A 21,130-nucleotide genomic window follows, 5' to 3' on the forward strand; every position below is an offset into this window, starting at 1 on the left:
CATGAAGCGAGAACTGGTCGAACGCGAACTCACCGAAGAAGGCCCGCGCCGGGCGGGCGGGGCGCCATCCCGACGCCGCCGTTCGGTGACAGTCAATCTGGCCGAATCGCCGCTCACCTGGCTCCATTCGCGCGGCTATCTGGATTATCGCCAGTTCGATGCCGGCGAGCGGCTGCGCGCCGATTACGAACGCGCGCAGCTGGCACCCTCGGTCACGATGCGCTGGGACCCGGTCCGCGCGCGCAACACCGGCGATACCGGGCTCACCGGCGCCGAACGCCAGATCGCCGCGAAGGCGCGGTTCCATGGTGCGCTGGCGCAGGCGGGCGGGGGGCTGCAGGATGTGCTGTGGCGGGTGATCTGCGCTGGCGAGGCCATCCCCGCGGCGGAAAAGGCGCTCGATTGGCCCGCACGCAGCGGCAAGCTGGTGCTCCGCCTCGCGCTCGACCGCGTCGCCGATTTCTACCGCCTTGCCTAGCCGTCTGCGCGATCTCGTCAGTTCGATCCCGGCATCGCCTCCGCGACCGCCTCGCGCAGTTCGGGTAGTACCTCGGTCTCGAACCACGGATTGTTGCGCATGAAGATCGTGCTGCGCCAGGCGGGGTGGGGCAGCGGGAGCGCGTCGGGCAGGAAGCTGCGAAAATTCCGTACTCGCTCTGTCATCGACGATTGGCGGTGCCCGGGCAGGTAATGCGCCTGCGCATGCATGCCGACTAGCAGCGTCAGCCGCCTGGCTGGAAGAACCTCGAGCACCCGCTCGTGCCATTGGGGCGCACATTCACGGCGCGGCGGCTTGTCGCCCCCGCTCGCCTTGCCGGGGTAGCAGAACCCCATCGGCACCAGCGCCACGCGCGCAGGATCGTACATCTGTTCCTTGCTCAGCCCGGTCCATTGCCGCAGCCGGTCGCCGCTGGCGTCGTCCCAGGGAATGCCGCTTTGATGGACCTTCGAGCCCGGCGCCTGACCGATGATCAGCAGCCGGGCGGTGGCGGAAAATCCGACCACCGGGCGCACCCCATGCGGCAGGTGCGGCGCGCAGAGCCGGCAGCCGGCGATTTCGCGCCGCAGCGCCTCGCTCACCCCTCGACCTGTTCGGCGAGCGTCAGCCAGCGTTCTTCCGCGGCATCCTTCTCGGTGCGCGCGTTTTCAATCCCCTTGAGGATATTGGCGAATTTCTGCGGATCGGCGGTGAACAGCGCGGGATCGGCGAGGATCGCCTCGCCCTTGACGATAGCGGCTTCCAGTTCCTCGATCCGCGCCGGCAGCAGCTCGTAATCGCGCTGGTCCTTGTAGGTCAGCTTGTCCGATTTTGGCGGTGGCGGCGAGTTGGCGATAGGCTTGCTGGCCGAACCCGCATCGCCCTTCTTGCCGGCGATGGTTTCACGGCGCTTGCGCTGCCAGTCCTCGTAGCCGCCGGCGACGACATCGACCTGACCGGTGCCGTCGAGCCCCAGCGTCAGCGTCACCGTCCGGTCGAGGAAATCGCGGTCGTGGCTCACCAGCAGCACGGTACCCTCGTAATCGGCGATCACCTCCTGCAGCAGATCGAGCGTCTCGAGATCGAGATCGTTGGTCGGCTCGTCGAGCACCAGCAGATTGCTCGCCTTGGCGAATTCGCGCGCCAGCAGCAGCCGCGAGCGTTCGCCGCCCGAGAGGATGCCGACCCGGGTGTCGACCATCTTGGGGTCGAACAGGAAGTCCTTGAGATAGGCGAGCACATGCTTGCGCACCCCGCGCACATCGATCCAGTCGCCGCCCTCGGCGAGCACCTCGCGCACCGTCTTGTCGGCCGCCATCAGGCTGCGCTGCTGGTCGATCATCACCCCGGTCAGCGTCTTGGCGATTTCGACGCTGCCGGTATCGGGTTCGAGTTCGCCGGTCAGCATCTTGAGCAGCGTGGTCTTGCCCGCGCCGTTGGAGCCGACGATGCCGATCCGGTCGCCGCGCTGGATCCGCAGGCTGAACGGCTTGATGATCGGGCGCCCGTCGTAGCTCTTTGAGATATTGTCGGCGGTGATCACCGATTTGGATTTGAACTCGGTCTCGGTCGCCAGCTTGAGCTTGGCGGTGCCCGCGCCCGAGATCATCGAGGCACGGGTGGCGCGCATCTGGTGGAGTTTTTCGAGCCGCCCCTGGTTGCGCTTGCGCCGGGCGGTCACGCCACGTTCGAGCCAGTGCGCCTCGATCTTCAGCTTGGCGTCGAGCCGGTGGGCGTTGCGCGCTTCTTCGGCATAGACCTGTTCTTCCCAAGCCTCGTAGCCGCCGAAACCGATCTCCTTGCGCCGCAAGCCGCCACGGTCGAGCCACAGCGTCGCGCGGGTCAGTCGCTTGAGGAACGTCCGGTCGTGGCTGATCACCACGAAGGCGCCGGTGTAGCGGTCGAGATAATCCTCCAGCCAGTCGATCGCGGCCAGATCGAGGTGGTTGGTCGGCTCATCGAGCAGCAGCAGGTCGGGGTCCTGAGCCAGCGCGCGGGCGATGGCGGCGCGGCGCCGCTCGCCTCCGCTGGCACCCTTGGTCGAGGTCGCCATGTCGATCCCGAGCTGGCCGGCGATGGCGTCGATCTCGTATTCTGCGGGGGCGTTCTCGCCCGCCAGCGCCCATTCCATCAGCGTTGCATGGCCGGCGAGGTCGGGGTCCTGTTCGAGCACCACGATGCGCGTTCCCGGCTTGACCTTGCGCAAGCCGCGATCGGCCTCGAGCTTGTCGTCGATCAGGCGGAACAGCGTGGTCTTGCCCGCGCCGTTGCGACCGATCAGCGCGATCCGGTCGCGCGGGCCGATATGGAGGTCGAGCCCGCCGGTCTCGGGCGCGCCGAACAGCCAGCGTCCGCCCTGTTGAAGGCCGAGGCCTTCCCAGCTGAGGATCGGAGGTTGCGCCATGGGATGCGCGAGGTAGGCGCGCCGCGCCGGTGCGACAAGGGCAAACTCCCCCGTCTGACCCCGTGAACGAAATCGACGCCCCGGCGACGTTCACCCTGGATGCAGCGACAAGGCCGCTAGGGGGTTGTGGAACAAGTCGCTGCCGCCTTGCTTGATCGGGCGAGGCGGGCGAGCGGTCTGCCGACAAGGAGAACCCACGATGCTTCGCTATGCACTTCCTCTCGCTGCCCTCCCGTTCGCCGCGATGACGGCGATCGCCGCGCCGGCCACCGCCGCCGAGATCCAGATCGCCAGTCAGGGTCCGGTGGTCGAGCTGTCGGTCAATGAGATCGTCCGCAGTGCCCCCGATGTCGCTCAGGTCGGTGCCGGGGTGATGACCCGCGCCGACACCGCGCGCGAGGCGCTGACGCAGAATTCGCAGGCGATGGACCGGATCATCGCGCGGATGCGCGAACTCGGGATCGCGCGTGCCGATATCCAGACCAGCAATTTCAACGTCAGCCCGCAATATGATTACAATCAGGCCACCGGCGAGCAGGTCTTCCGCGGCTACACCGTCAACAATCAGGTCCAGGTGAAGCTGCGCGACCTGCCGCGCGCCGGGGAGATCCTCGACGCGCTGGTCAGCGCGGGCGCCAACAATGTCCACGGCCCCAGCTTCATGCTCGAGGACGATGTCGCGGCCAAGACCGAAGCGCGCGCGCAGGCCTTCGCACGCGGCCAGCGCATGGCTGAGGAATACGCGCGAATGGCGGGGTATTCCTCGGTCCGGCTGCTCGAGATTTCCGAGAGTGTGCAGAACAGCGGCCCGACACCGCAACCGATGATGGCGCGCGCTGCGATGGATTCGAGCGAATCCGCTCCGCCGATCGAGCCCGGGCAGGTCGGCACCGGGGTGACCATCACGGTCAAATACGAGATGTCCCGCTAGACAGTGCCATTTGGGGGCGAGGGGACATTCAGTCCTTGTTCAATGGCTTGGGCCCAATAACCCAGCCATCATGAAATATCTCCTCGCCTCCCTGGCCGCTGCCGGTCTGACCCTGTCGGCCAATGCGCCCGCTCTCGCCCAGCAGAATTCGGACCAGGGCGAGGCGCGCAAGGAAATGCGCGCGGGCAACGTGCTGTCGCTGCGCGAGATCGAGGCGCGCATCCTGCCGACCATGCGCGATGCCGAATACCTTGGCCCTGCGTATGATTCGACTGCTATGGCGTATCGGCTCAAGTTCATCCGCGAGGGTCGGGTGATGTTTGTCGATGTCGATGCGCGTACCGGCCGGGTTATCCGGCGCAGTCGCTAGAAACGAGAAACTTGCGCCAACTTGACGCGTTCCTGCAGATGAACGACATCTCCGGCGCGCTCCGATACCGGACCGCCGATGCGCGAACAGGGATAGAAATCTTATGCGGCTCCTGATTGTCGAGGATGAGCCCACGCTCGGCCAGCAACTCAAATCTACGCTCGAACAAAATGGCTATGCGGTCGATCTCGCGACCGATGGCGAAGACGGCCACTTCATGGGCTCGACCGAGGATTACGATGCCGTGATCCTCGACCTCGGCCTGCCCGAGATCGACGGATTGTCGGTGCTGGGAATGTGGCGCAAGGAGGGGCGGACCTTCCCGGTGCTGGTCCTCACTGCGCGTGACAGCTGGTCGGACAAGGTGGCCGGGCTCGATGCCGGAGCGGACGATTATCTCGCCAAGCCGTTCCAGACCGAAGAGCTGATTGCCCGGCTGCGTGCGCTGATCCGCCGCGCCTCGGGCAATACCTCGAGCGAACTGACCGCAGGCGATGTCCGGCTCGACACCCGTTCGGGCCGCGTCACGCTCAAGGGCGAGCCGGTGAAATTGACCGCGCAGGAATACAAGCTGCTCAGCTACCTCATCCATCACAAGGGCAAGGTGGTCAGCCGGACCGAGCTGATCGAACATATCTACGATCAGGATTTCGACCGCGACTCCAACACCATCGAGGTCTTCGTCACCCGCATCCGCAAGAAGCTGGGTGCGGAAGTCATCACAACGATCCGTGGCCTTGGCTACTCACTCGACGATCCCGACGACGCCCCCCGCGCGTAACCCCGACCGCACGGGCGCTTCCCCTGCCGAACAGGCGGGGGAAGGGCGTAGCCCTGTGACTGTTGGGGGGACGGTTGGCGGGACGGCGGGGCAGCCCGGGCGCGGCAAGCGCAGTCTCGCCAGCCGCATGATGGCGATTGCGGCGGGCTGGATTCTCGTCCTGTTGCTCGCGGGCGGCTTTGCGCTGGATCGCACGCTGACCAGTCTGGTCGAGCGCAATTTCGACGACCAGCTCGAATATGTCATGAATGCGCTGGTTTCCTCGGCCGAGATCGATCCCTTCGGCGATGTCCGCTTCTACCGGCGGCTCGGCGATCAGCGATTCCTTGAACCCAACAGCGGCGTTTACTGGCAGATTCGCGGCGAGGGGCATGAGGACTACCCCAGCCGCAGCCTGTGGGATCGCAGCCTCGCGGTGCGCGCCACCGATCCAGGCCACGAACTCGTCATCTACGATTCCGAACAATTCCCCGCCGAACCCCTGCGCGTTGCGGAACGCTCGGTCTATCTGCCCGACAGCGACACCCGCTGGTGGTTCTCCGTGGCTTCCAGCCGCGGCGAACTTGACGCGCAGATCGGCGAGATCCGGGCAATCCTGCTGTGGAGCTTCGCACTGTTGGGGCTGGGGCTGTTTGCGTTGGCAGTGCTGCAGAACTGGATTGGGCTCGGCCCCTTGCGCCGGGTGCGCGCGGCGATCCAGAACATGCGCAGCACCGGGGTCAACCGGATCGACGAACCGCTGCCGCTCGAGGTCCAGCCGCTGGTGGAGGAGCTCAACGGGCTGCTTGCTCATTCGGCGAGGCAGGCCGAGGAGGCGCGCACCCATGCGGGCAATCTGGCGCATGCGCTCAAGACCCCGCTCACCGTGCTGACCAATGCCGCCACCGCACGCGCAACCGATCTCGCCGACACCACGATCCGCGAAGCGCGCACCATGCAGCGCCATGTCGATCACCATCTCGCCCGGGCGAGGGCGGTGGGGCGGCGCGCTGTCGGGCTGGCCCGCACCCCGGTGTGGGAGAGCGCCGAGGCGGTCCGCCGCGCGGTCGAGCGGCTCTACCCCGGCACCCGCTTCGACATCGACGGCAGTCGCGACGCCTATGTCGCGATCGAGCGGCAGGACCTCGACGAGATTCTCGGCAATCTGATCGAGAACGCGGCGAAATACGGCGGCGGCAGCGTGTTTGCCACAATCGACGCCGAACCCGACGAGAAGCTGTGCGTGATCTGGGTGGAGGATGACGGCCGTGGCATACCCGAGGCTGACCGTCTCAGTATCTTCGATCGCGGCGCGCGGCTCGATACCGGGAAGCCCGGCACCGGGCTGGGTCTCGCAATCGTGCGCGATGTCGCGGAGATCTATGGCGGCGAGGTCGAACTGGGCGAAAGCGAGGATCTGGGCGGGCTGCTGGTCCGGCTCAGCCTGCCGCGTACGAATACGACCGTCTCGAAGTGAGGCAGGGTCTAGTTGACGGTTGGCATCGCTGTGTCACCGCTGTCGCATTGAGAGCGGCGTCGAGGGCAGGGCGACTGGCTGATGATACGGCCCGTTATCCGGAGCCAGCCCCGAATAGCGCCTCGTCAAAATGCAAACGGCCTTCCAAACGAAAACGAGCCCCCAAATGAAAGGCGTTAGTATACTTGACGTACCCACTCCGAGAACGTATGGTGAATCCATATTCGGAGTTCACCTAATGTCTAATCTCTCTGCCCCTCATTTCCACAACGAAGAAGCGGCCTACGCTTACGTTGAGGCGCGCATCTGGCCGCAAGGCGCTGTCTGCCCGCGATGCGGCACAATGGACCGTATCGGCAAGCTGGGCGGCAAGAGCACCCGCGTAGGCACCTACAAGTGCTACGAGTGCCGCAAACCCTTCACTGTCAAGATCGGCTCCATCTTTGAGGACAGCAAGGTACCGATGCGCCTTTGGTTGCAGGCCATGTATCTGATTGCTGGCAGCAAGAAGGGCATTTCTAGCAACCAGCTTCACCGTATTCTCGGTGTCACCCTCAAGACCGCTTGGTTCATGTCGCATCGCATCTGCGAAGCCATGCGATCGAACGACATGACCCCGTTCGGCGGCAATGGTGGCGCGGTTGAAGTGGATGAAACCTTCATCGGCCAACTCAAAGGCGTTCCGAAGCGCCGTGCCTTCCAACACAAGATGAAGGTTCTGGCGCTGATCGACCGCGACACTCGTCAAGCGCGCACTATGGCCATTGATGATGTGAACGCGAAAACTTTGATGCCGCTGGTCATTGCCAACGTCGCCGAGGAAGCGCGGGTAATGACCGATGAGCACAGCGGCTACCGCGATGTGAAGCACATTTTCGCGGCACATGGCACCACCAGCCATGGGCGAGGCGAGTATGTAAACCTTGAGGCTCGCAGCATCCACAGCAATACCGTGGAAGGCTATTTCAGCATCTTCAAGCGCGGCATGAAGGGCATCTACCAGCATTGCGGCGAGCAGCACCTGCACCGCTATCTGGCCGAATATGAGCTCCGCTATAACAATCGTATTGGGCTTGGTATCGGGGACACCGAACGGTCTGATCGCCTCTTGATGGGCGTGGTCGGCAAGCGGCTCACTAACGAAACAGCTAGTGCGAGGGCGTGATGCCGAAGAAAAAGCAAGAAGAAACACCCGAAGAGCAGAGCGCGCGGTTCAAGGCGGAGGCGCGAAAGCTAATCGACGCTGGCGAACTAAGCCCCACAGAGGCAGATGAGGCGCTTAACAAATTGGTTAAGCTCTCACGGACGGATTAGCTCTTCTGCCTCCTCCAAGAACGCCTGGGTCTGTTCGAATAGGCGTTCTGCTTGTTCCTCCGTAAAGTTCACCCCCGGATGCGCCACCTTGGTTCGGGTGCCCCGGTTGATGCTGGACATGAAGCCTTTCAGCTTCAGCCAACTATCCTTGCCTGGCCCACGGGGCAAAAGTTCAATCCGGTCGCTGACTTGCTTGAAGAGCCCGCCCAAAGTCAGCGGCTCCCCGTCGCTTTTGTGAGTGATGCCTCCAAGCCGCAATGAAACAACGGCTGCGGCAGCTTCTGCGGCTCGCATGAGATGGAAAACGCACGCAGTGGAGCGTCCCAGCGCACGGCACTTGGCGGCTTCGGTTATATCATATTTTGAACCAGGGAATGCATCAGCAATGCCCTCTCCGAATGGACATGCCTTCGCATACAGTGAGGCTTCGGGTGCCGACAGCGACAACATGACCCTTTACCCCAGTTCTATCTGAAAGCGCTGGCCAATTTGGTTAATACCACCCCTCAAAAGCTCGGTCTCAGATTCACCGAAAACAACAGCCCCCCCCGTGGGCCCGATCCCGTTCCAAGGTGGCCAAGACATTCTGCACTGCCGCTTCAGTGAATGGAAGCTCAAGGGAGGCTAAGTGTGAGCTAAGCTCTTGAGTTTGCTTCTTCGTTTCCTCCCAAGCCGCCACCGGCATCGCAATAAGGCCGCTACCTCGCGTGCGCTCAGCCAGAATCGCTCCAGCAAGGAGAGATAGGACGCGGTTGCATTCGACGAATGGTGCAGCGCGAAACTCAAGCATATCCCAAAGGCTCCAAACTCGATCAGAGTGCAACACTTAGCACCTCCAATCGGAGCTGGGTACGCTTCGTATAATATCGCCAAATGAAAAGGGAGCCCTAAACGAAAAACGGGGCCGGAAAACCGACCCCGTTTCGAATTCGTTTTTACCGCAGCAATCAGGGGCTGACGGGATCGTCATTGCCGCTGGTCACGGCGATGCCGAGTCCAATCGCGAGGATCGAGAAGATGATGCCGATGGTCACGCCATTGCCGCCACCGATTTCGCTTTCACCTTCGACGGGCGCGCTCACACGCTCGGCAGCGAAGGCTGCCGGAGTGATTGCGAGACTAACGGCCGATGCGGCCAATGCGAGCTTACCAAATTTCATATAGATCTCCCTTTAGATACTGATTCTGCTCTGTCTTAGAAAGTCCGGACGGTGGACTCAAGGCCAGTCGAACAGAAAGGAGGCCATTGTGCCGTCACAGGGGCGGATATGCTGTATTTAGGCCACATCGCCCGGATCGCCTGCGGGGGGGCGCACCGGTTCACCGCCCAACCGGGCAGTTTCATGATGCCTGATAACTTCGTCGATGATGAAGCGGATGAACTTCTCGCTGAACTCGGGGTCGAGATCGGATTCCTCGGCCAGCCGGCGCAATCGCGCGATCTGCTCCTTCTCACGCGCCGGATCGGCGGGGGGAAGGGTCGCGGTCGCCTTGTAGGCGCCCACCGCCTGGGTGATCCGGAACCGCTCGGCGAGGATATGCACCAGCGCGGCGTCGATATTGTCGATGCTCTTGCGGTATCCTGCCAGCACGGCATCTTCGCGCGGTGCGGCAAGGTTGGCAGTGGCGTCCTGCTTTGGGTTCCCATCACTCATGGTTCCAAGGCTAGCAGCAATTCGCGGCTTGCCAAGCTTGCCCGCGCAGAGCATGGCGCGCAGCGCAATGAGCGCCGATATCGTCCCCATCTCGCGCAAGCAATCGCCTGCCCCCTCGCTCGACCCGATGCTGGCGCTGACCGCGCCGGGCATGAACGCGGTCAATGCGGTCATTCTCGACCGGATGCAGAGTGAAATCCCCCTGATTCCCGCGCTCGCCGGCCATCTGATTTCGGGCGGCGGCAAGCGGCTGCGCCCGATGCTGACGCTCTCGGGGGCCGAACTGGTCGGCTATCAGGGCTCGCGCCACTACAAGCTCGCCGCCTCTGTCGAGTTCATCCACACCGCCACGCTGCTCCATGACGATGTCGTCGACGGCAGCGAGATGCGGCGCGGCAAGACCGCTGCAAACATCATCTTCGGCAATCCCGCGACCGTGCTGGTCGGCGATTTCCTGTTCAGCCGCAGCTTCGAGCTGATGACCGAGGATGGCAGCCTGCGGGTGCTCAAGATCCTCTCGGGCGCCAGCGCTATCATCGCCGAGGGCGAGGTCGACCAGCTCACCGCGCAGCGCAAGATCGGCACCAGCGAGGAGCGCTATCTCCAGATCATCCGCGCCAAGACCGCGGCGCTGTTCGCCGCCGCCAGCCGGATCGCCGCGGTGGTCGCCGAATGCGACGAGGACCAGGAGCAGGCGCTCGATGAATACGGCCGCAACCTCGGGGTCGCCTTCCAGCTGGTCGACGATGCGATCGACTATGATTCCGACGCCGCGGCGATGGGCAAGGATCGCGGCGACGATTTCCGCGAGGGCAAGATGACGCTCCCGGTGATCCTCGCCTATGCCCGCGGCAGCGAGGAGGAACGCGCCTTCTGGCGCGAGGCGATCCTGGGCCTCAAGAGCTCCGACGCCGATCTCGACCACGCTTGCGCGCTGATTGCGCAGCACGGCGCGGTCGACGACACCCGCGCCCGCGCCCGCCACTTCGCCGACCGCGCGATCGACGCGCTCTCGATCTTCCCCGATGGCAAGGCCCGCCAGGCGATGACCGAAGCGGCGCGCTTCGCGGTGGCCCGGGGTTACTGACTCCTGGCGGCGGCGCGGCTGCAGTCGAGATACCGCGATACCTTTGGCAAAGCGCCAGCGTGTTTCGGCTTGCCTCACCGCGAACGGATAGAGTGCCAGCGTGACCCACGACCTTCCCATCCATGCCGTCCTCCCCGAGCTGCTCGCGACCTTGCGCGAGCAATCCGGAGCGGTGCTGGTTGCGCCGCCGGGTGCTGGCAAGACCACCGCGGTGGCGCCCGCACTGCTGGCCGAGCCGTGGTGCGACGGGCAGGTGATCCTCACCTCTCCGCGCCGGGTCGCGGCGCGCGCGGCGGCGGAGCGGATGGCGCAGATGCTGGGCGAGAGCGCGGGCGAAACCGTGGGCTATCTTACCCGGCTCGACAGCAAGGTTTCGGCGCGGACCCGCATTCTGGTCATGACCGAGGCGATCTTCGTCAACCGCCTGCTCGACGATCCTGAACTCAAGGGCGTCTCGGCGGTGCTTTTCGACGAGGCGCATGAGCGCCATCTCGACAGCGATCTCGGCCTCGCGCTGGCGCTCGAGAGCCGCGAGGTGTTGCGCGAGGATCTGCGTGTGGTGGTGATGTCCGCGACCATCGACGGCGCGCGGTTTGCGCAATTGCTGGGCGAGGGCGCGCGGACCATCGCCAGCGAGGGGCGCGCCTACCCGCTGCGGATCGCATGGCTCGGCTCCTCGCCGCAGCTGCGGGTCGAGGATGCCATGGCGCAGGCGGTGCTGACCGCATGGCGGGAAGAAACGGGCGATATTCTCGCTTTCCTGCCCGGGGTCGGCGAGATCGAGCGGACCCGCGAACGGCTCGAGGCGCGGCTGCCCGATGTCCCCGTGCTGCCGCTTCACGGCCAGGTCGAGCCGGCGTTGCAGCGCGCCGCGATCCGCCGCGATCCGCAACGGCGCCGCCGGATCGTGCTCGCCAGTGCCATCGCTGAAACCTCGATCACGCTTGAGGGTGTGTCCGTCGTGGTCGATTCCGGGCTGTCGCGCCGTGCCGAATACGACCGCGCCGCGGGCACCACCCATCTGGTCACCCATCGCGCCAGCCAGGCCGCCGCCATCCAGCGCGCCGGGCGCGCGGCACGGCAGGGGCCCGGCGTCGCGTATCGCTTGTGGGAGGAGGGCGGCCACAAGGGGCGCCCACGCTTCGACCCGCCCGAGATCGCAACCGCCGATCTGGCGCCGCTGGTGCTCAAGACCGCGCTGTGGGGTAGCGGCGATCCCGCCGCGCTGGCCTGGCTCGACCCACCGCCCGAGGCCTCGCTCGGCGCTGCGCGGCAAAAGCTGGAGGGGCTGGGCGCGCTCGGCGGCGAGGGACGGATCACCGAGCGCGGCAAAATGCTCGCGGCTTTGGCGCTCGACCCCGCTCACGCTTCTATGGTGCTGTTCGGCGCCGAACACGGTGCAGCGCGTCAGGCGGCGCGGATCGCAGTCCTGCTGCAGGAGCGCAATCTCGGCGGTCGCGGCGAGGATCTGGCGGGCCGGCTGCAGCGCTGGCAGGCGGACCGTTCCCCGAAGGCTGAGGCGAGCCGCAAGCTCGCGGAGCGCTGGGCGGAACGGGCACGCGACATGGTGGAGGGCCCCGATTCCGTTCGCGGCGATACTGTTCCCCTGGCCATCCTCCTCGCCGCTGGAATGCCCGACAACATCGCTCGCCGCCGTGATTCCTCGGGCGAGCACTGGCTTGCCGCGGGCGGGCGCGGGTTCGTGCTCGATCCCGCCAGCCCGCTGGCGCGTCAGGACTGGCTGGCGATCGGTGATGCGCAGGGGCAGGCGAAAGGCGCGCGGATCACCGCCGCGCTCCCGCTCGCCGAGGCGGATATCGAACTATGGCTGCCCGAACGGATCGAGCGCCGCAAAGTGCTCGACTGGAACAAGAGCGAGGCGCGGGTCGAGGCGCGGGTCGAGCGCCGGATCGGGGCGATCACGCTGGCCACCGGGTCCGACCCCGCGCCCGATATGGACGCGATTGTGGACATCCTTGTGGAAAAGTCTGTCGAAAAGCTGGGGGAATTGCTTCCGCCCGCACTGTTGGCGCGCGCGCGTCACGCCGGGATTGCGGCGCTGTCGCCGGAAGCCCTCGCGCAGACCGCTGGGCAATGGCTCGCGCCGTTGCTTGCCGGTCGGCGCGATCTTGGCCTGTCGCCCGGCAAATTCGCCGAGGCCGCGCTTTCGCTGCTCGACTGGGACAGCCGCCAGCGGCTCGACCGCCTCGCGCCGCGCAGTTTCACCTCGCCTGCGGGGAGCACGCATGCGATCGACTATTCCGGCGACGACGCGCCCAGCACCGAGGTGCGGGTGCAGGCGCTGTTCGGGCTCGAACGCCATCCGATGATCGGCGAAACCCCGTTGTTGCTCAAGCTCACCAGCCCCGCCGGGCGTCCGTTGCAGGCGACCCGCGACGTGCCCGGTTTCTGGCGCGGGAGCTGGGCCGAGGTGCGCAAGGAGATGAAGGGTCGCTACCCGAAACACCGCTGGCCCGAGGAGCCATGGGCCGAGGCGCCCAGCCTCAAGACCAAGAATGCCTTTTCCAATGCGCCGCGCTGAATTAGAGGTCCCGATTATGGCAGCACGAATCTATCAGCGCGCGAAAAGCGCGATGCAGTCCGGCAAGGCGCGGGTCGACGAGTGGGTGCTCGAATTCGAGCAGAGCGAAGCGCGCCACGCCGACCCGCTGATGGGCTGGACCGGCAGCGGCGACACGCAGGCGCAGGTGCAGCTCAATTTTGCGTCTAAGGACGACGCCAGCGCCTATGCCGCCAAGCACGGTATCGCTGCCCGGGTCCACACGACCCCGGTGCGCACTCTCAAGCTTCAGGCCTACGCGGACAATTTCAACTAGGTTTGCGTTTGGTTTTCGGGTGCATGCGCGGGATTGCCGCGTCGCTGCGCTCCTCGCGATGACGAAGCAACGGATAGCAGACCACGAAATACTTGAACCCCGCGGCCTTCCCCGCCATAGGGCGAACCGGGAGTCGGGTGGACGTTTGCGTTCGCTCACCGGGTCAGGTCCGGAAGGAAGCAGCCCAGGTGAATTGCGACGGGTCGCTCGGCTCCTTTATCCCCCCTCGGCGTGACAAACGCCAGCATGACAAATGCCCGCGCACGCCCTAGCTAGGGTGGATGGGTGATTCACCGGACAAACCAGACGGCCTGCCGTGGGAAAGCGATCCCTCGCACGATGCCGCAGAGGCGCAACCAAGCGCCGCCGAGCGCGAGCAGGCGGGGCAGGAAGCGCTCTTCGGCGCGCCCGCTCCGGCCCCCCAACTGGCACCTGCTGAAGAGCCTGTCGAAAAACCCGTGCCCGCCCCGGTTCCGAGGGCCGCTGCCCCAGACGCGCCCGCGCAACCCTACCGCGTCCTCGCGCGCAAATACCGTCCGCAGACCTTTTCCGAGCTGATCGGGCAGGAGCCGATGGTCCGCACGCTGGCCAATGCCATCGCACGCGACCGGCTGGCGCATGCCTTTTTGATGACCGGGGTGCGCGGGGTCGGCAAGACCTCGACCGCGCGGCTGATCGCCAAGGCGCTCAATTGCATCGGGCCCGACGGCAATGGCGGCCCGACCATCGATCCGTGCGGCGTCTGCGAACCCTGCGTCGCGATCGCCGAGGGTCGGCATATCGACGTCATCGAGATGGATGCCGCCAGCCACACCGGGGTCGACGACGTCCGCGAGATCATCGAGGCGGTGCGCTATTCCGCGGTGAGCGCGCGGTACAAGATCTACATCGTCGACGAAGTCCACATGCTTAGCCGCAACGCCTTCAACGCGTTGCTCAAGACGCTGGAAGAGCCGCCCGCGCATGTGAAGTTCCTGTTCGCCACCACCGAGGTGGAGAAGCTCCCGGTCACCGTGCTCAGCCGGACGCAGCGCTTCGATCTCAGGCGCATCCCCGCCGAGATGCTGCAGGAGCATTTCGCGCTGATCTGCACCAAGGAGGGCGTTACCGCCGACGCCGAGGCGCTGTCGATCATCGCCAACGCCGCCGAAGGTTCGGTGCGCGACGGGCTCTCGATCCTCGACCAGGCGATCGCGCATGCCGATATGGACAGCGAGGGCCGGGTCACCGCCGAGCGGGTCCGCTCGATGCTCGGGCTCGCCGACAAGAGCGCGCAGCGCCGGCTGCTCGCGCATCTCCTGGCGGGCGAGGGCAAGGCGCTGCTTGCGGGGATCGACGAACAATACGCGCTCGGGGTCGAGCCGCTGGCGATGTTGCGCTCGCTGATGGATATCGTCCATCGCATCACCGTGGCGCAGGTCTCGGGTGGCGAGGTCGATGCCGTCTCCGCCGAGGAACGCGCGCAGCTCGGCGAATGGGCCACGGCCATCCCGCCCGCGCAGCTCCACCGGTTGTGGCAATTGCTGCTCAAGGGCTATGACGAGGTGCGCTCGGCGCCCGATCCGCTGGTCTCGGCGCGGATGGCGCTGCTGCGCGCATTGCACGCGCAGGAATTGCCCGATCCGGGGCGGCTGGCGCGGCTGATCGAGGACGCCGCCACCCGCGCTCCGGCGACGCCTGCCGAGGGAACCGCCGCCAGCGATGCACCGGGCGCCAACGCGGTCAAATGGGAAGACCTCGTCGCCCGCGTCGAGGATGGCGGACAGCATCTTGCGGCGGGCATCATGCGGCTGCAGATCCGTCCGATCGCGGTCGAGGACGGCCTGCTTCGCTACGCGCGCGATCCGCAGTTCCGCGACGATATCGTCCCCACCCTGCGCGAGGCGCTCGCGACGATCACCGGCACCCGCTGGCTGCTCGAGGAGGATCCCGAGGGCGAGGGCAGTCCCTCGATCGCCGAACGCGAAGAAGCCGCGCAGCACAGCGCGGAAACCGAAGCCCGCGCCCATCCATTGGTACAGGCCGCCCTGGCTGCCTTCCCGGGTGCCGAAATCATCGCCGACCGCGACAAACCGCCGGTCGGATTGCAACAACGGAGAAACCAAGCATGAAGTCGATGGAAGAAATGCTCGCCGCCGCGCAGAAAGCGGCCGAAACCATCCAGACCCAGATGGGCGAAGCGCAGGCCAAGCTCGACACCATCGAGGTCGAGGGCAGCGCCGGTGGCGGTCTGGTCGTCGTCCGCGCCACTGCGCGTGGCCGCATCCTCGGGGTCGCGATCGACGACAGCCTGATGAAGCTGGAAGAAAAGCAGATGGTCGAGGATCTGGTCACCGCCGCCTTCAACGACGCGCGCGACAAGGCCGACCGCCGCGCCGCCACCGAGATGGAAGGCATCCAGTCGGGGATGGGCCTGCCCCCGGGCTTCAACCTGCCCGGCATGGGATAGGGTTACGGCCCGCGCCCGATCTGTGGTATTGGTGGCAAAACACAACCAATCGGAGAGGCAGTGATGGCAACCGTAATGAACGACAATTCCACCGGCTCGGATGCGGATATTCGCGCGCAGGTCAGCGACGAGGAGTGGGCGGTCCGCGTCGATCTCGCCGCAGCATACCGACTGGTGGCGATGTATGGTTGGGACGATCTGATCTTCACCCATCTCTCCGCCCGCGTCCCCGGGCCCGAGCATCATTTTCTGATCAACCCCTACGACATGATGTTCGAGGAGATAACCGCCTCCAGTCTGGTCAAGATCGATGTCGACGGCCAGCCGGTGATCCCGACCTCGCACCCGGTCAATCCGGCGGGCTTCACCATCCATTCCGCGCTGCACATGAATTGCGACGACGCCCATGCGGTGATGCATCTGCACACGCCATCGGGTCAGGCGGTCAGCGCGATGTCATCTGGCCTGCTCGAGCACACCCAGACCGCGATGATCGCGCGCAGCGACATCGCCTATCACGAGTACGAAGGCATCGCGACCGACCTCGAGGAACGCGAGCGGCTGGTTGCGGACATGGGCGACAAGCACGTCATGATCCTGCGCAACCACGGCACGCTGGCGATCGGCAAGAGCGTGGGCGAGTGCTTCCTGCGGCTCTATTTCCTCGAGCGTGCCTGCGACGCGCAGGTGAAAATGCTCTCCGCGGGCCGCGATGGCCTCCATAACCCGCCGCAGGGCACCCCGGAAAAGGTCAAGTCACAGACGCCGCCTGCGGGCATCGGCGCCATCGCCAACGCGCTCGCCTGGCCGGCGCTGCTGAGGAAACTGGACCGTACCGATGCGGGGTTTCGCGAGTAGGAGCGCAACTGAGGGAGCGGGGCGACGGGCCGAGGTCGTGCGCTTCATGGCAGGTGATATCGCCGCGCCGCAGCGCCCATTCGCGGTGCAACTGCGCGATTCCGGTGATCCCGTTCACCATTCGGCCAATCGTCAGGTGCTAAGGCGGCAAGCATGAAGCTGACACCATGGTTTGCCGCCGCACTCCGGATCGGTTCGTTTTGGGCCGCGCCATTACTCGCGCAGGTCGCAACCGACGAAAACCAGATCGTCGTGACCGCGCAGCGCTCGGGCGCGCCGATGTGGACCATCGACACCCCGACCGGAACCATCATACTCGTTGGCGAAATCCGTGCCGTTCCCAAAAGCACCCCGTGGCAGCCAGAGCGGTTGACGGAAGCCACCGGCGAGGCGAGCCGGGTCATCCTGCGCGCGGCACCCAAATTTTCGCCGGGCGATGTCTTGCGCCTGATCTTCCGCGGAGGGCGCTTCACCAGGCTGCCCGATGGCACGGTCGCCGCGGATTATTTGACCACCGAACAGCGAGCGCGGCTTGCGGTGCTGGAAGCCGAATATGGTGTCGATTACGATCGCCGCAGTTTCCTGATGTCCGCCTTCGACCTGCTGGCTCGGCGGCTCGATTTCGATAACAACACCACCGACGATGCCACGGATATCGTGCGCAAGGCCGCCGACCGCGCCGATGTCCCGATCATGCGACCGGACCGGTTTCGCGGCGAAGACCTGCTCGACAATCTGGCCGAGGCGGAACCGGCAAGCCATATCGCCTGCCTAAATGCAGCGATGGCCGCCACCGAGGCGGGGCAAGGCATCATCCAGACGCGCGGAAACGACTGGCGCCAGTTCGATGTGCCTGCGGTGATGGCGAACCCGCTCGAAATCGCGCTCGGTACCTGCTGGCCGTGGGCCGATGACGATCTGGGCGATGAAATCCGCGATCAGTGGACTGGCATGATCGCCGATGCCGCACAGGATTCCGGAGTCACGCTCGCAGTCGTGCCACTGCGAGTTTTGGCAGAACAGGACGGTGTTCTCGACCAATTGGAGGCGCGCGGTTTTCCGATCGGAGGACCGGTCTGGCGTTGATCGTCAACGCTCGGCGGATCCCGCCAAAACCTCGATAAGCCGCAATTGCTACCACCCGGGCGGCGCGTGAAGTTTGGTTGTGAGCGGCATGGCAATCACGAGCGGCCGCAGCGTGGGCTTCCACAAATCGAGCCGGACCAGCCGGGGCTTCGTCGATAAAAAAAACACCGCAAGGTTACACATGCAGCATTTGCTCGACCCCGAGGCGACATCTTGCCCCGCCGCCAAGGTGACGCTTTTGCGCCTGAAAGCGATACAGGGCCTGCAGCCGTGTCAGAGGTGGCAAAATCCCCGCCCACTGAGGCCGTCTTCCGCCCCGCCTTTCCCGACCCGCCCACAGCTTTGGCGGTGACCGGGATTGCGGCGGGCGGGGCGGGTTCCCATATCCCGGGTCACACGAGGCGCGGTCTTCGCTGCGCCCCATCCACGGCCCGATCCACGGCCCGATCCATGGAATGACCGCATGACCCAGCAATTTCCCCTTCTCCCGCTCCGCGACATTGTCGTTTTCCCCGGCATGGTGGTGCCGCTGTTCGTCGGCCGCGACAAATCGGTGGCCGCGCTCGAAGCGGCGATGGAGGGCTCGAAAGACATCTTCCTGCTCGCCCAGCTCGATCCGGGCTGCGACGATCCCGACCGCGACGATCTCTACGATGTCGGTGTGGTGGCGCGGGTCCTGCAATTGCTCAAGCTGCCCGATGGCACGGTTCGAGTGATGGTCGAGGGCGCGGCGCGCGCCACCTGTCAGCGCTTCGCCGAGCAGGACGACTACGTCATGGCCGAGGTCGAAATGCACGAGGAACAGACCGCCGCTGGCAGCGAGGTCGTGGCGATGATGCGCCAGGTGGTCGAGCAGTTCGCCGAATATGCCAAGCTCAACAAGAAGCTGGGCGAGGGCGCGGGCGACGAGCTCGCCGAGATCGACGACGCCGGCGAGCTTGCCGACACCATCGCCGCCGCGGTCGCGGCGCGGGTTTCGGACAAGCAGGCGCTGCTCGCCGAAGCCGATCCGCACAAGCGGCTCGAGATGGTTATGTCCTTTATGGAGGGCGAACTCTCGGTGCTTCAGGTCGAGCGCAAGATCCGTGGCCGCGTGAAGCGCCAGATGGAAAAGACCCAGCGCGAATATTATCTCAACGAGCAGTTGAAGGCGATCCAGAACGAGCTCGGCGGCGAGGGCGAGGATGGCGACGGGATCGCCGAACTCACCGAGACCATCGCCAAGACCAAGCTCAGCAAGGAAGCGCGCGCCAAGGCCGAGAGCGAGCTCAAGAAGCTGCGCGGAATGCAGCCGATGAGCGCCGAGGCCACGGTGATCCGCAATTATCTCGACGTTCTGCTCGGCCTGCCATGGGGCAAGAAGAGCCGGCTCAAGAAGGATATCGGCAAGGCGCAGGAAGTGCTCGACGCCGATCACTACGGGCTGGAAAAGGTCAAGGACCGGATCGTCGAATATCTCGCGGTCCAGGCGCGCACCAACACGCTCAAGGGCCCGATCCTGTGCCTGGTCGGCCCGCCCGGCGTCGGCAAGACCAGCCTCGGCAAGTCGATCGCCCGCGCGACGGGGCGCGAATTCATCCGCCAGTCGCTGGGCGGGGTCCGCGACGAGGCCGAAATCCGCGGCCATCGCCGCACCTATATCGGCTCGCTGCCGGGCAAGATCGTCACCAATCTCAAGAAGGCCGGAAAGTCCAACCCGCTGTTCCTGCTCGATGAGATCGACAAGCTCGGCCAGGATTTCCGCGGCGATCCCGCATCCGCGCTGCTTGAGGTGCTCGACCCCGAGCAGAACAGCAAGTTCCAGGATCACTATCTCGAACTCGACATCGATCTCTCCGATGTGATGTTCGTCTGCACCGCCAACAGCCTCAACCTGCCGCAGCCGCTGCTCGACCGGATGGAGATCATCCGGCTCGAGGGCTACACCGAGGACGAGAAGGTCGAGATCGCGCAGGGTCATCTGCTCGACAAGCAGGTCAAGCAGCACGGGCTCACCAAGGACGAGTTCACGCTGACCGAAGACGGCCTGCGCGACCTGATCCGCTATTACACCCGCGAGGCCGGGGTGCGCACGCTCGAGCGCGAGATCGCCAAGCTGTGCCGCAAGTCGTTGCGCAAGATCCTCGAGGGCATGACCGAAGGGGTTACCATCACGCCCGAAAACCTCGCCGACTTCTCCGGAGTGCGCAAGTTCAAGCACGGCATGTCGGAGGAAGAGCCGCAGATCGGCGCGGTGACCGGGCTTGCCTGGACCGAGGTCGGCGGCGAATTGCTGACCATCGAGAGTGTCACCACCCCGGGCAAGGGCGAGGTCAAGACCACCGGCAAGCTTGGCGAGGTGATGAACGAGAGCGTCGCCGCGGCGTTCAGCTTCGTCAAGGCGCGCGCGCCGGCCTATGGCATCAAGCCGAGCATCTTCCAGCGCAAGAACATCCACATCCACCTGCCCGAAGGCGCGGTGCCCAAGGATGGGCCGAGCGCCGGCATCGGCATGGTCACCTCGATCGTCTCGACGCTGAGCGGTATCCCGGTGCGGCCCGAAGTCGCGATGACTGGCGAGGTCACACTGCGTGGCAGGGTGCTGCCGATCGGCGGGTTGAAGGAAAAGCTCCTCGCGGCCTTGCGCGGCGGGATCGAGACCGTGCTGATCCCGGAGGAAAATGTGAAGGATCTCGCGGAAATTCCGGCCAAGGTGAAAGACGGGCTCAAGATCATTCCCGTCTCGCATGTCGATCAGGTGCTCGAGCACGCACTGACCTCGGTCCCTGCCGCGATCGAATGGACCGAGGCGGACGACCTGGCCAGTCAGCCGCTGACCGTCGGCAGCGCGACTGCGCCTGTGCGTACCGCGCACTGATCGGGCGGATGGTGCGGCGCAGCGACTCGGATTTCCGGGTCCATGGGGGATTGGCCTTGTTTGGAGTCGCGTGGCGGCGCCCCCGGCGTAGTTAAGCGAGCAATTACGCTGATTTCAGGCTTTTAGGCGCGAATCCTGCCCCATCCGGGCAGATTTGCCTTTGACAGTTCCGCGTCGAGTCGTTCAACTGCGCCGCATTCGGAGACATGATTCACCGAGCCGATTTCAACACCAAGTGGGGGTTCCCTTAGCATGAACAAGAACGACCTGATCAGCGCAGTCGCCGATTCCAGCGGCCTGTCGAAGAGCGATGCTGCAAGCGCTGTCGAAGGCGTGTTCGACGCCATCACCAAATCGCTTTCGGGCGGCGATGACGTGCGACTGGTCGGTTTCGGCACCTTTTCGGTGGCCAAGCGCAAGGCCTCGACCGGGCGTAACCCCCGCACCGGCGAGCCGATGACGATCAAGGCATCCAACCAGCCCAAGTTCAAGGCAGGCAAGGGCCTCAAGGATTCGGTCAACTAGGACCGGTTCCATCCCCGCAGAATGTGCGGGCCGAGAAAGACA

The 21,130-nt window shown here is 65.2% G+C and carries 20 protein-coding genes and 1 other RNA gene; 16 read left to right on the plus strand and 5 right to left on the minus strand.

Annotation, left to right across the window (positions count from 1 at the left end; translation table 11 throughout):
• Nucleotide 1: 1 nt before the first annotated feature.
• Complete coding sequence (locus A9995_RS11840; protein WP_067613215.1) at nt 2-478, plus strand: DUF6456 domain-containing protein; 477 nt, start codon at nt 2-4, stop codon at nt 476-478.
• Nucleotides 479-495: 17 nt separating this feature from the next.
• Here the strand turns inward: A9995_RS11840 and A9995_RS11845 are convergent, their stop codons facing one another.
• On the minus strand, nt 496-1,080 hold the full coding sequence (locus A9995_RS11845; RefSeq protein ID WP_233998193.1) for a uracil-DNA glycosylase family protein: 585 nt from the start codon (nt 1,078-1,080) through the stop codon (nt 496-498).
• Nucleotides 1,077-2,882, minus strand: a complete 1,806-nt coding sequence (locus A9995_RS11850) for an ABC-F family ATP-binding cassette domain-containing protein (protein ID WP_067613217.1) — start codon at nt 2,880-2,882, stop codon at nt 1,077-1,079. The genes A9995_RS11845 and A9995_RS11850 overlap by 4 nt, the downstream gene beginning before the upstream one ends.
• A gap of 199 nt (nt 2,883-3,081) precedes the next feature.
• Between A9995_RS11850 and A9995_RS11855 the strand changes: the two genes are divergently transcribed.
• From A9995_RS11855 to A9995_RS11875, 5 genes are all read left to right on the plus strand, one after another.
• A complete protein-coding gene (locus tag A9995_RS11855; RefSeq protein WP_067613220.1) occupies nt 3,082-3,813 on the plus strand; it encodes an SIMPL domain-containing protein in 732 nt (243 codons plus the stop codon).
• A gap of 70 nt (nt 3,814-3,883) precedes the next feature.
• A complete protein-coding gene (locus tag A9995_RS11860) occupies nt 3,884-4,183 on the plus strand; it encodes a PepSY domain-containing protein (protein WP_067613222.1) in 300 nt (99 codons plus the stop codon).
• Between the two features lie 103 nt (nt 4,184-4,286).
• The gene (locus A9995_RS11865; RefSeq protein WP_067613224.1) at nt 4,287-4,964 is read left to right on the plus strand and encodes a response regulator transcription factor; all 678 of its coding nucleotides are present in this window, start codon (nt 4,287-4,289) and stop codon (nt 4,962-4,964) included.
• Between the two features lie 127 nt (nt 4,965-5,091).
• On the plus strand, nt 5,092-6,420 hold the full coding sequence (locus A9995_RS11870) for a HAMP domain-containing sensor histidine kinase (RefSeq protein ID WP_082992681.1): 1,329 nt from the start codon (nt 5,092-5,094) through the stop codon (nt 6,418-6,420).
• Between the two features lie 238 nt (nt 6,421-6,658).
• A complete protein-coding gene (locus A9995_RS11875) occupies nt 6,659-7,585 on the plus strand; it encodes an IS1595 family transposase (RefSeq protein WP_067613228.1) in 927 nt (308 codons plus the stop codon).
• Between the two features lie 134 nt (nt 7,586-7,719).
• On the opposite strand, the gene A9995_RS16735 is transcribed toward A9995_RS11875, so the two are convergent.
• The 3 genes from A9995_RS16735 to A9995_RS11890 form a co-directional block, all read right to left on the minus strand.
• Complete coding sequence (locus A9995_RS16735) at nt 7,720-8,184, minus strand: hypothetical protein (protein WP_145916928.1); 465 nt, start codon at nt 8,182-8,184, stop codon at nt 7,720-7,722.
• 497 nt (nt 8,185-8,681) lie between these two features.
• Nucleotides 8,682-8,894, minus strand: coding sequence for a hypothetical protein (locus A9995_RS11885; protein ID WP_067613232.1), 213 nt, complete (start codon nt 8,892-8,894; stop codon nt 8,682-8,684).
• A gap of 117 nt (nt 8,895-9,011) precedes the next feature.
• Nucleotides 9,012-9,389 (minus strand): chorismate mutase, encoded by a 378-nt coding sequence (locus A9995_RS11890; RefSeq protein ID WP_067613234.1) that lies wholly within the window; start codon nt 9,387-9,389, stop codon nt 9,012-9,014.
• A 67-nt stretch (nt 9,390-9,456) separates the two neighbouring features.
• On the opposite strand from A9995_RS11890, the gene A9995_RS11895 reads away from it, so the two are divergent.
• The 10 genes from A9995_RS11895 to A9995_RS11940 all read left to right on the plus strand — a co-directional run bounded on the left by A9995_RS11895 (nt 9,457) and on the right by A9995_RS11940 (nt 21,088).
• Nucleotides 9,457-10,476, plus strand: a complete 1,020-nt coding sequence (locus A9995_RS11895; protein WP_067613318.1) for a polyprenyl synthetase family protein — start codon at nt 9,457-9,459, stop codon at nt 10,474-10,476.
• A gap of 100 nt (nt 10,477-10,576) precedes the next feature.
• Nucleotides 10,577-13,018, plus strand: a complete 2,442-nt coding sequence (gene hrpB / locus A9995_RS11900) for an ATP-dependent helicase HrpB (protein WP_067613235.1) — start codon at nt 10,577-10,579, stop codon at nt 13,016-13,018.
• A 16-nt stretch (nt 13,019-13,034) separates the two neighbouring features.
• Complete coding sequence (locus tag A9995_RS11905; RefSeq protein WP_067613320.1) at nt 13,035-13,313, plus strand: ETC complex I subunit; 279 nt, start codon at nt 13,035-13,037, stop codon at nt 13,311-13,313.
• A gap of 126 nt (nt 13,314-13,439) precedes the next feature.
• Nucleotides 13,440-13,534: signal recognition particle sRNA small type (ffs, locus tag A9995_RS11910), an RNA gene on the plus strand.
• A 60-nt stretch (nt 13,535-13,594) separates the two neighbouring features.
• A complete protein-coding gene (locus A9995_RS11915; RefSeq protein WP_067613240.1) occupies nt 13,595-15,424 on the plus strand; it encodes a DNA polymerase III subunit gamma/tau in 1,830 nt (609 codons plus the stop codon).
• Entirely contained in the window at nt 15,421-15,762 is a 342-nt protein-coding gene (locus tag A9995_RS11920) for a YbaB/EbfC family nucleoid-associated protein (protein WP_067613242.1), read from the plus strand. Before A9995_RS11915 ends, A9995_RS11920 begins: the two co-directional genes overlap by 4 nt.
• 63 nt (nt 15,763-15,825) lie before the next feature.
• Nucleotides 15,826-16,620 carry a class II aldolase/adducin family protein gene (locus A9995_RS11925; protein WP_067613244.1) on the plus strand — a complete coding sequence of 265 codons (795 nt, stop codon included), beginning with the start codon at nt 15,826-15,828 and terminating at the stop codon, nt 16,618-16,620.
• A 153-nt stretch (nt 16,621-16,773) separates the two neighbouring features.
• Nucleotides 16,774-17,706: a TraB/GumN family protein gene (locus A9995_RS11930; RefSeq protein WP_067613247.1), complete on the plus strand. Its 933-nt coding sequence runs from the start codon at nt 16,774-16,776 to the stop codon at nt 17,704-17,706.
• Nucleotides 17,707-18,169: 463 nt separating this feature from the next.
• Entirely contained in the window at nt 18,170-20,563 is a 2,394-nt protein-coding gene (gene lon, locus A9995_RS11935; RefSeq protein ID WP_067613249.1) for an endopeptidase La, read from the plus strand.
• Nucleotides 20,564-20,815: 252 nt separating this feature from the next.
• Nucleotides 20,816-21,088 (plus strand): HU family DNA-binding protein, encoded by a 273-nt coding sequence (locus A9995_RS11940; protein WP_067613252.1) that lies wholly within the window; start codon nt 20,816-20,818, stop codon nt 21,086-21,088.
• Nucleotides 21,089-21,130: the final 42 nt, after the last annotated feature.

Origin of the sequence: Erythrobacter sp. QSSC1-22B (assembly GCF_001678665.1) — a bacterium.
Taxonomy (GTDB): Bacteria; Pseudomonadota; Alphaproteobacteria; order Sphingomonadales; family Sphingomonadaceae; genus Qipengyuania.

Excerpts from the sequence above, each read along its gene's own strand:
- A9995_RS11840 (WP_067613215.1), top strand. The coding sequence starts at position 2 with ATGAAGCGAGAACTGGTCGAACGCGAACTCACCGAAGAAGGCCCGCGC.
- A9995_RS11850 (WP_067613217.1), bottom strand. The coding sequence starts at position 2,882 with ATGGCGCAACCTCCGATCCTCAGCTGGGAAGGCCTCGGCCTTCAACAG.
- A9995_RS11855 (WP_067613220.1), top strand. The coding sequence starts at position 3,082 with ATGCTTCGCTATGCACTTCCTCTCGCTGCCCTCCCGTTCGCCGCGATG.
- A9995_RS11860 (WP_067613222.1), top strand. The coding sequence starts at position 3,884 with ATGAAATATCTCCTCGCCTCCCTGGCCGCTGCCGGTCTGACCCTGTCG.
- A9995_RS11865 (WP_067613224.1), top strand. The coding sequence starts at position 4,287 with ATGCGGCTCCTGATTGTCGAGGATGAGCCCACGCTCGGCCAGCAACTC.
- A9995_RS11870 (WP_082992681.1), top strand. The coding sequence starts at position 5,092 with ATGATGGCGATTGCGGCGGGCTGGATTCTCGTCCTGTTGCTCGCGGGC.
- A9995_RS11875 (WP_067613228.1), top strand. The coding sequence starts at position 6,659 with ATGTCTAATCTCTCTGCCCCTCATTTCCACAACGAAGAAGCGGCCTAC.
- A9995_RS16735 (WP_145916928.1), bottom strand. The coding sequence starts at position 8,184 with ATGTTGTCGCTGTCGGCACCCGAAGCCTCACTGTATGCGAAGGCATGT.
- A9995_RS11885 (WP_067613232.1), bottom strand. The coding sequence starts at position 8,894 with ATGAAATTTGGTAAGCTCGCATTGGCCGCATCGGCCGTTAGTCTCGCA.
- A9995_RS11890 (WP_067613234.1), bottom strand. The coding sequence starts at position 9,389 with ATGAGTGATGGGAACCCAAAGCAGGACGCCACTGCCAACCTTGCCGCA.
- A9995_RS11895 (WP_067613318.1), top strand. The coding sequence starts at position 9,457 with ATGAGCGCCGATATCGTCCCCATCTCGCGCAAGCAATCGCCTGCCCCC.
- A9995_RS11905 (WP_067613320.1), top strand. The coding sequence starts at position 13,035 with ATGGCAGCACGAATCTATCAGCGCGCGAAAAGCGCGATGCAGTCCGGC.
- A9995_RS11915 (WP_067613240.1), top strand. The coding sequence starts at position 13,595 with ATGGGTGATTCACCGGACAAACCAGACGGCCTGCCGTGGGAAAGCGAT.
- A9995_RS11920 (WP_067613242.1), top strand. The coding sequence starts at position 15,421 with ATGAAGTCGATGGAAGAAATGCTCGCCGCCGCGCAGAAAGCGGCCGAA.
- A9995_RS11925 (WP_067613244.1), top strand. The coding sequence starts at position 15,826 with ATGGCAACCGTAATGAACGACAATTCCACCGGCTCGGATGCGGATATT.
- A9995_RS11930 (WP_067613247.1), top strand. The coding sequence starts at position 16,774 with ATGAAGCTGACACCATGGTTTGCCGCCGCACTCCGGATCGGTTCGTTT.
- lon (WP_067613249.1), top strand. The coding sequence starts at position 18,170 with ATGACCCAGCAATTTCCCCTTCTCCCGCTCCGCGACATTGTCGTTTTC.
- A9995_RS11940 (WP_067613252.1), top strand. The coding sequence starts at position 20,816 with ATGAACAAGAACGACCTGATCAGCGCAGTCGCCGATTCCAGCGGCCTG.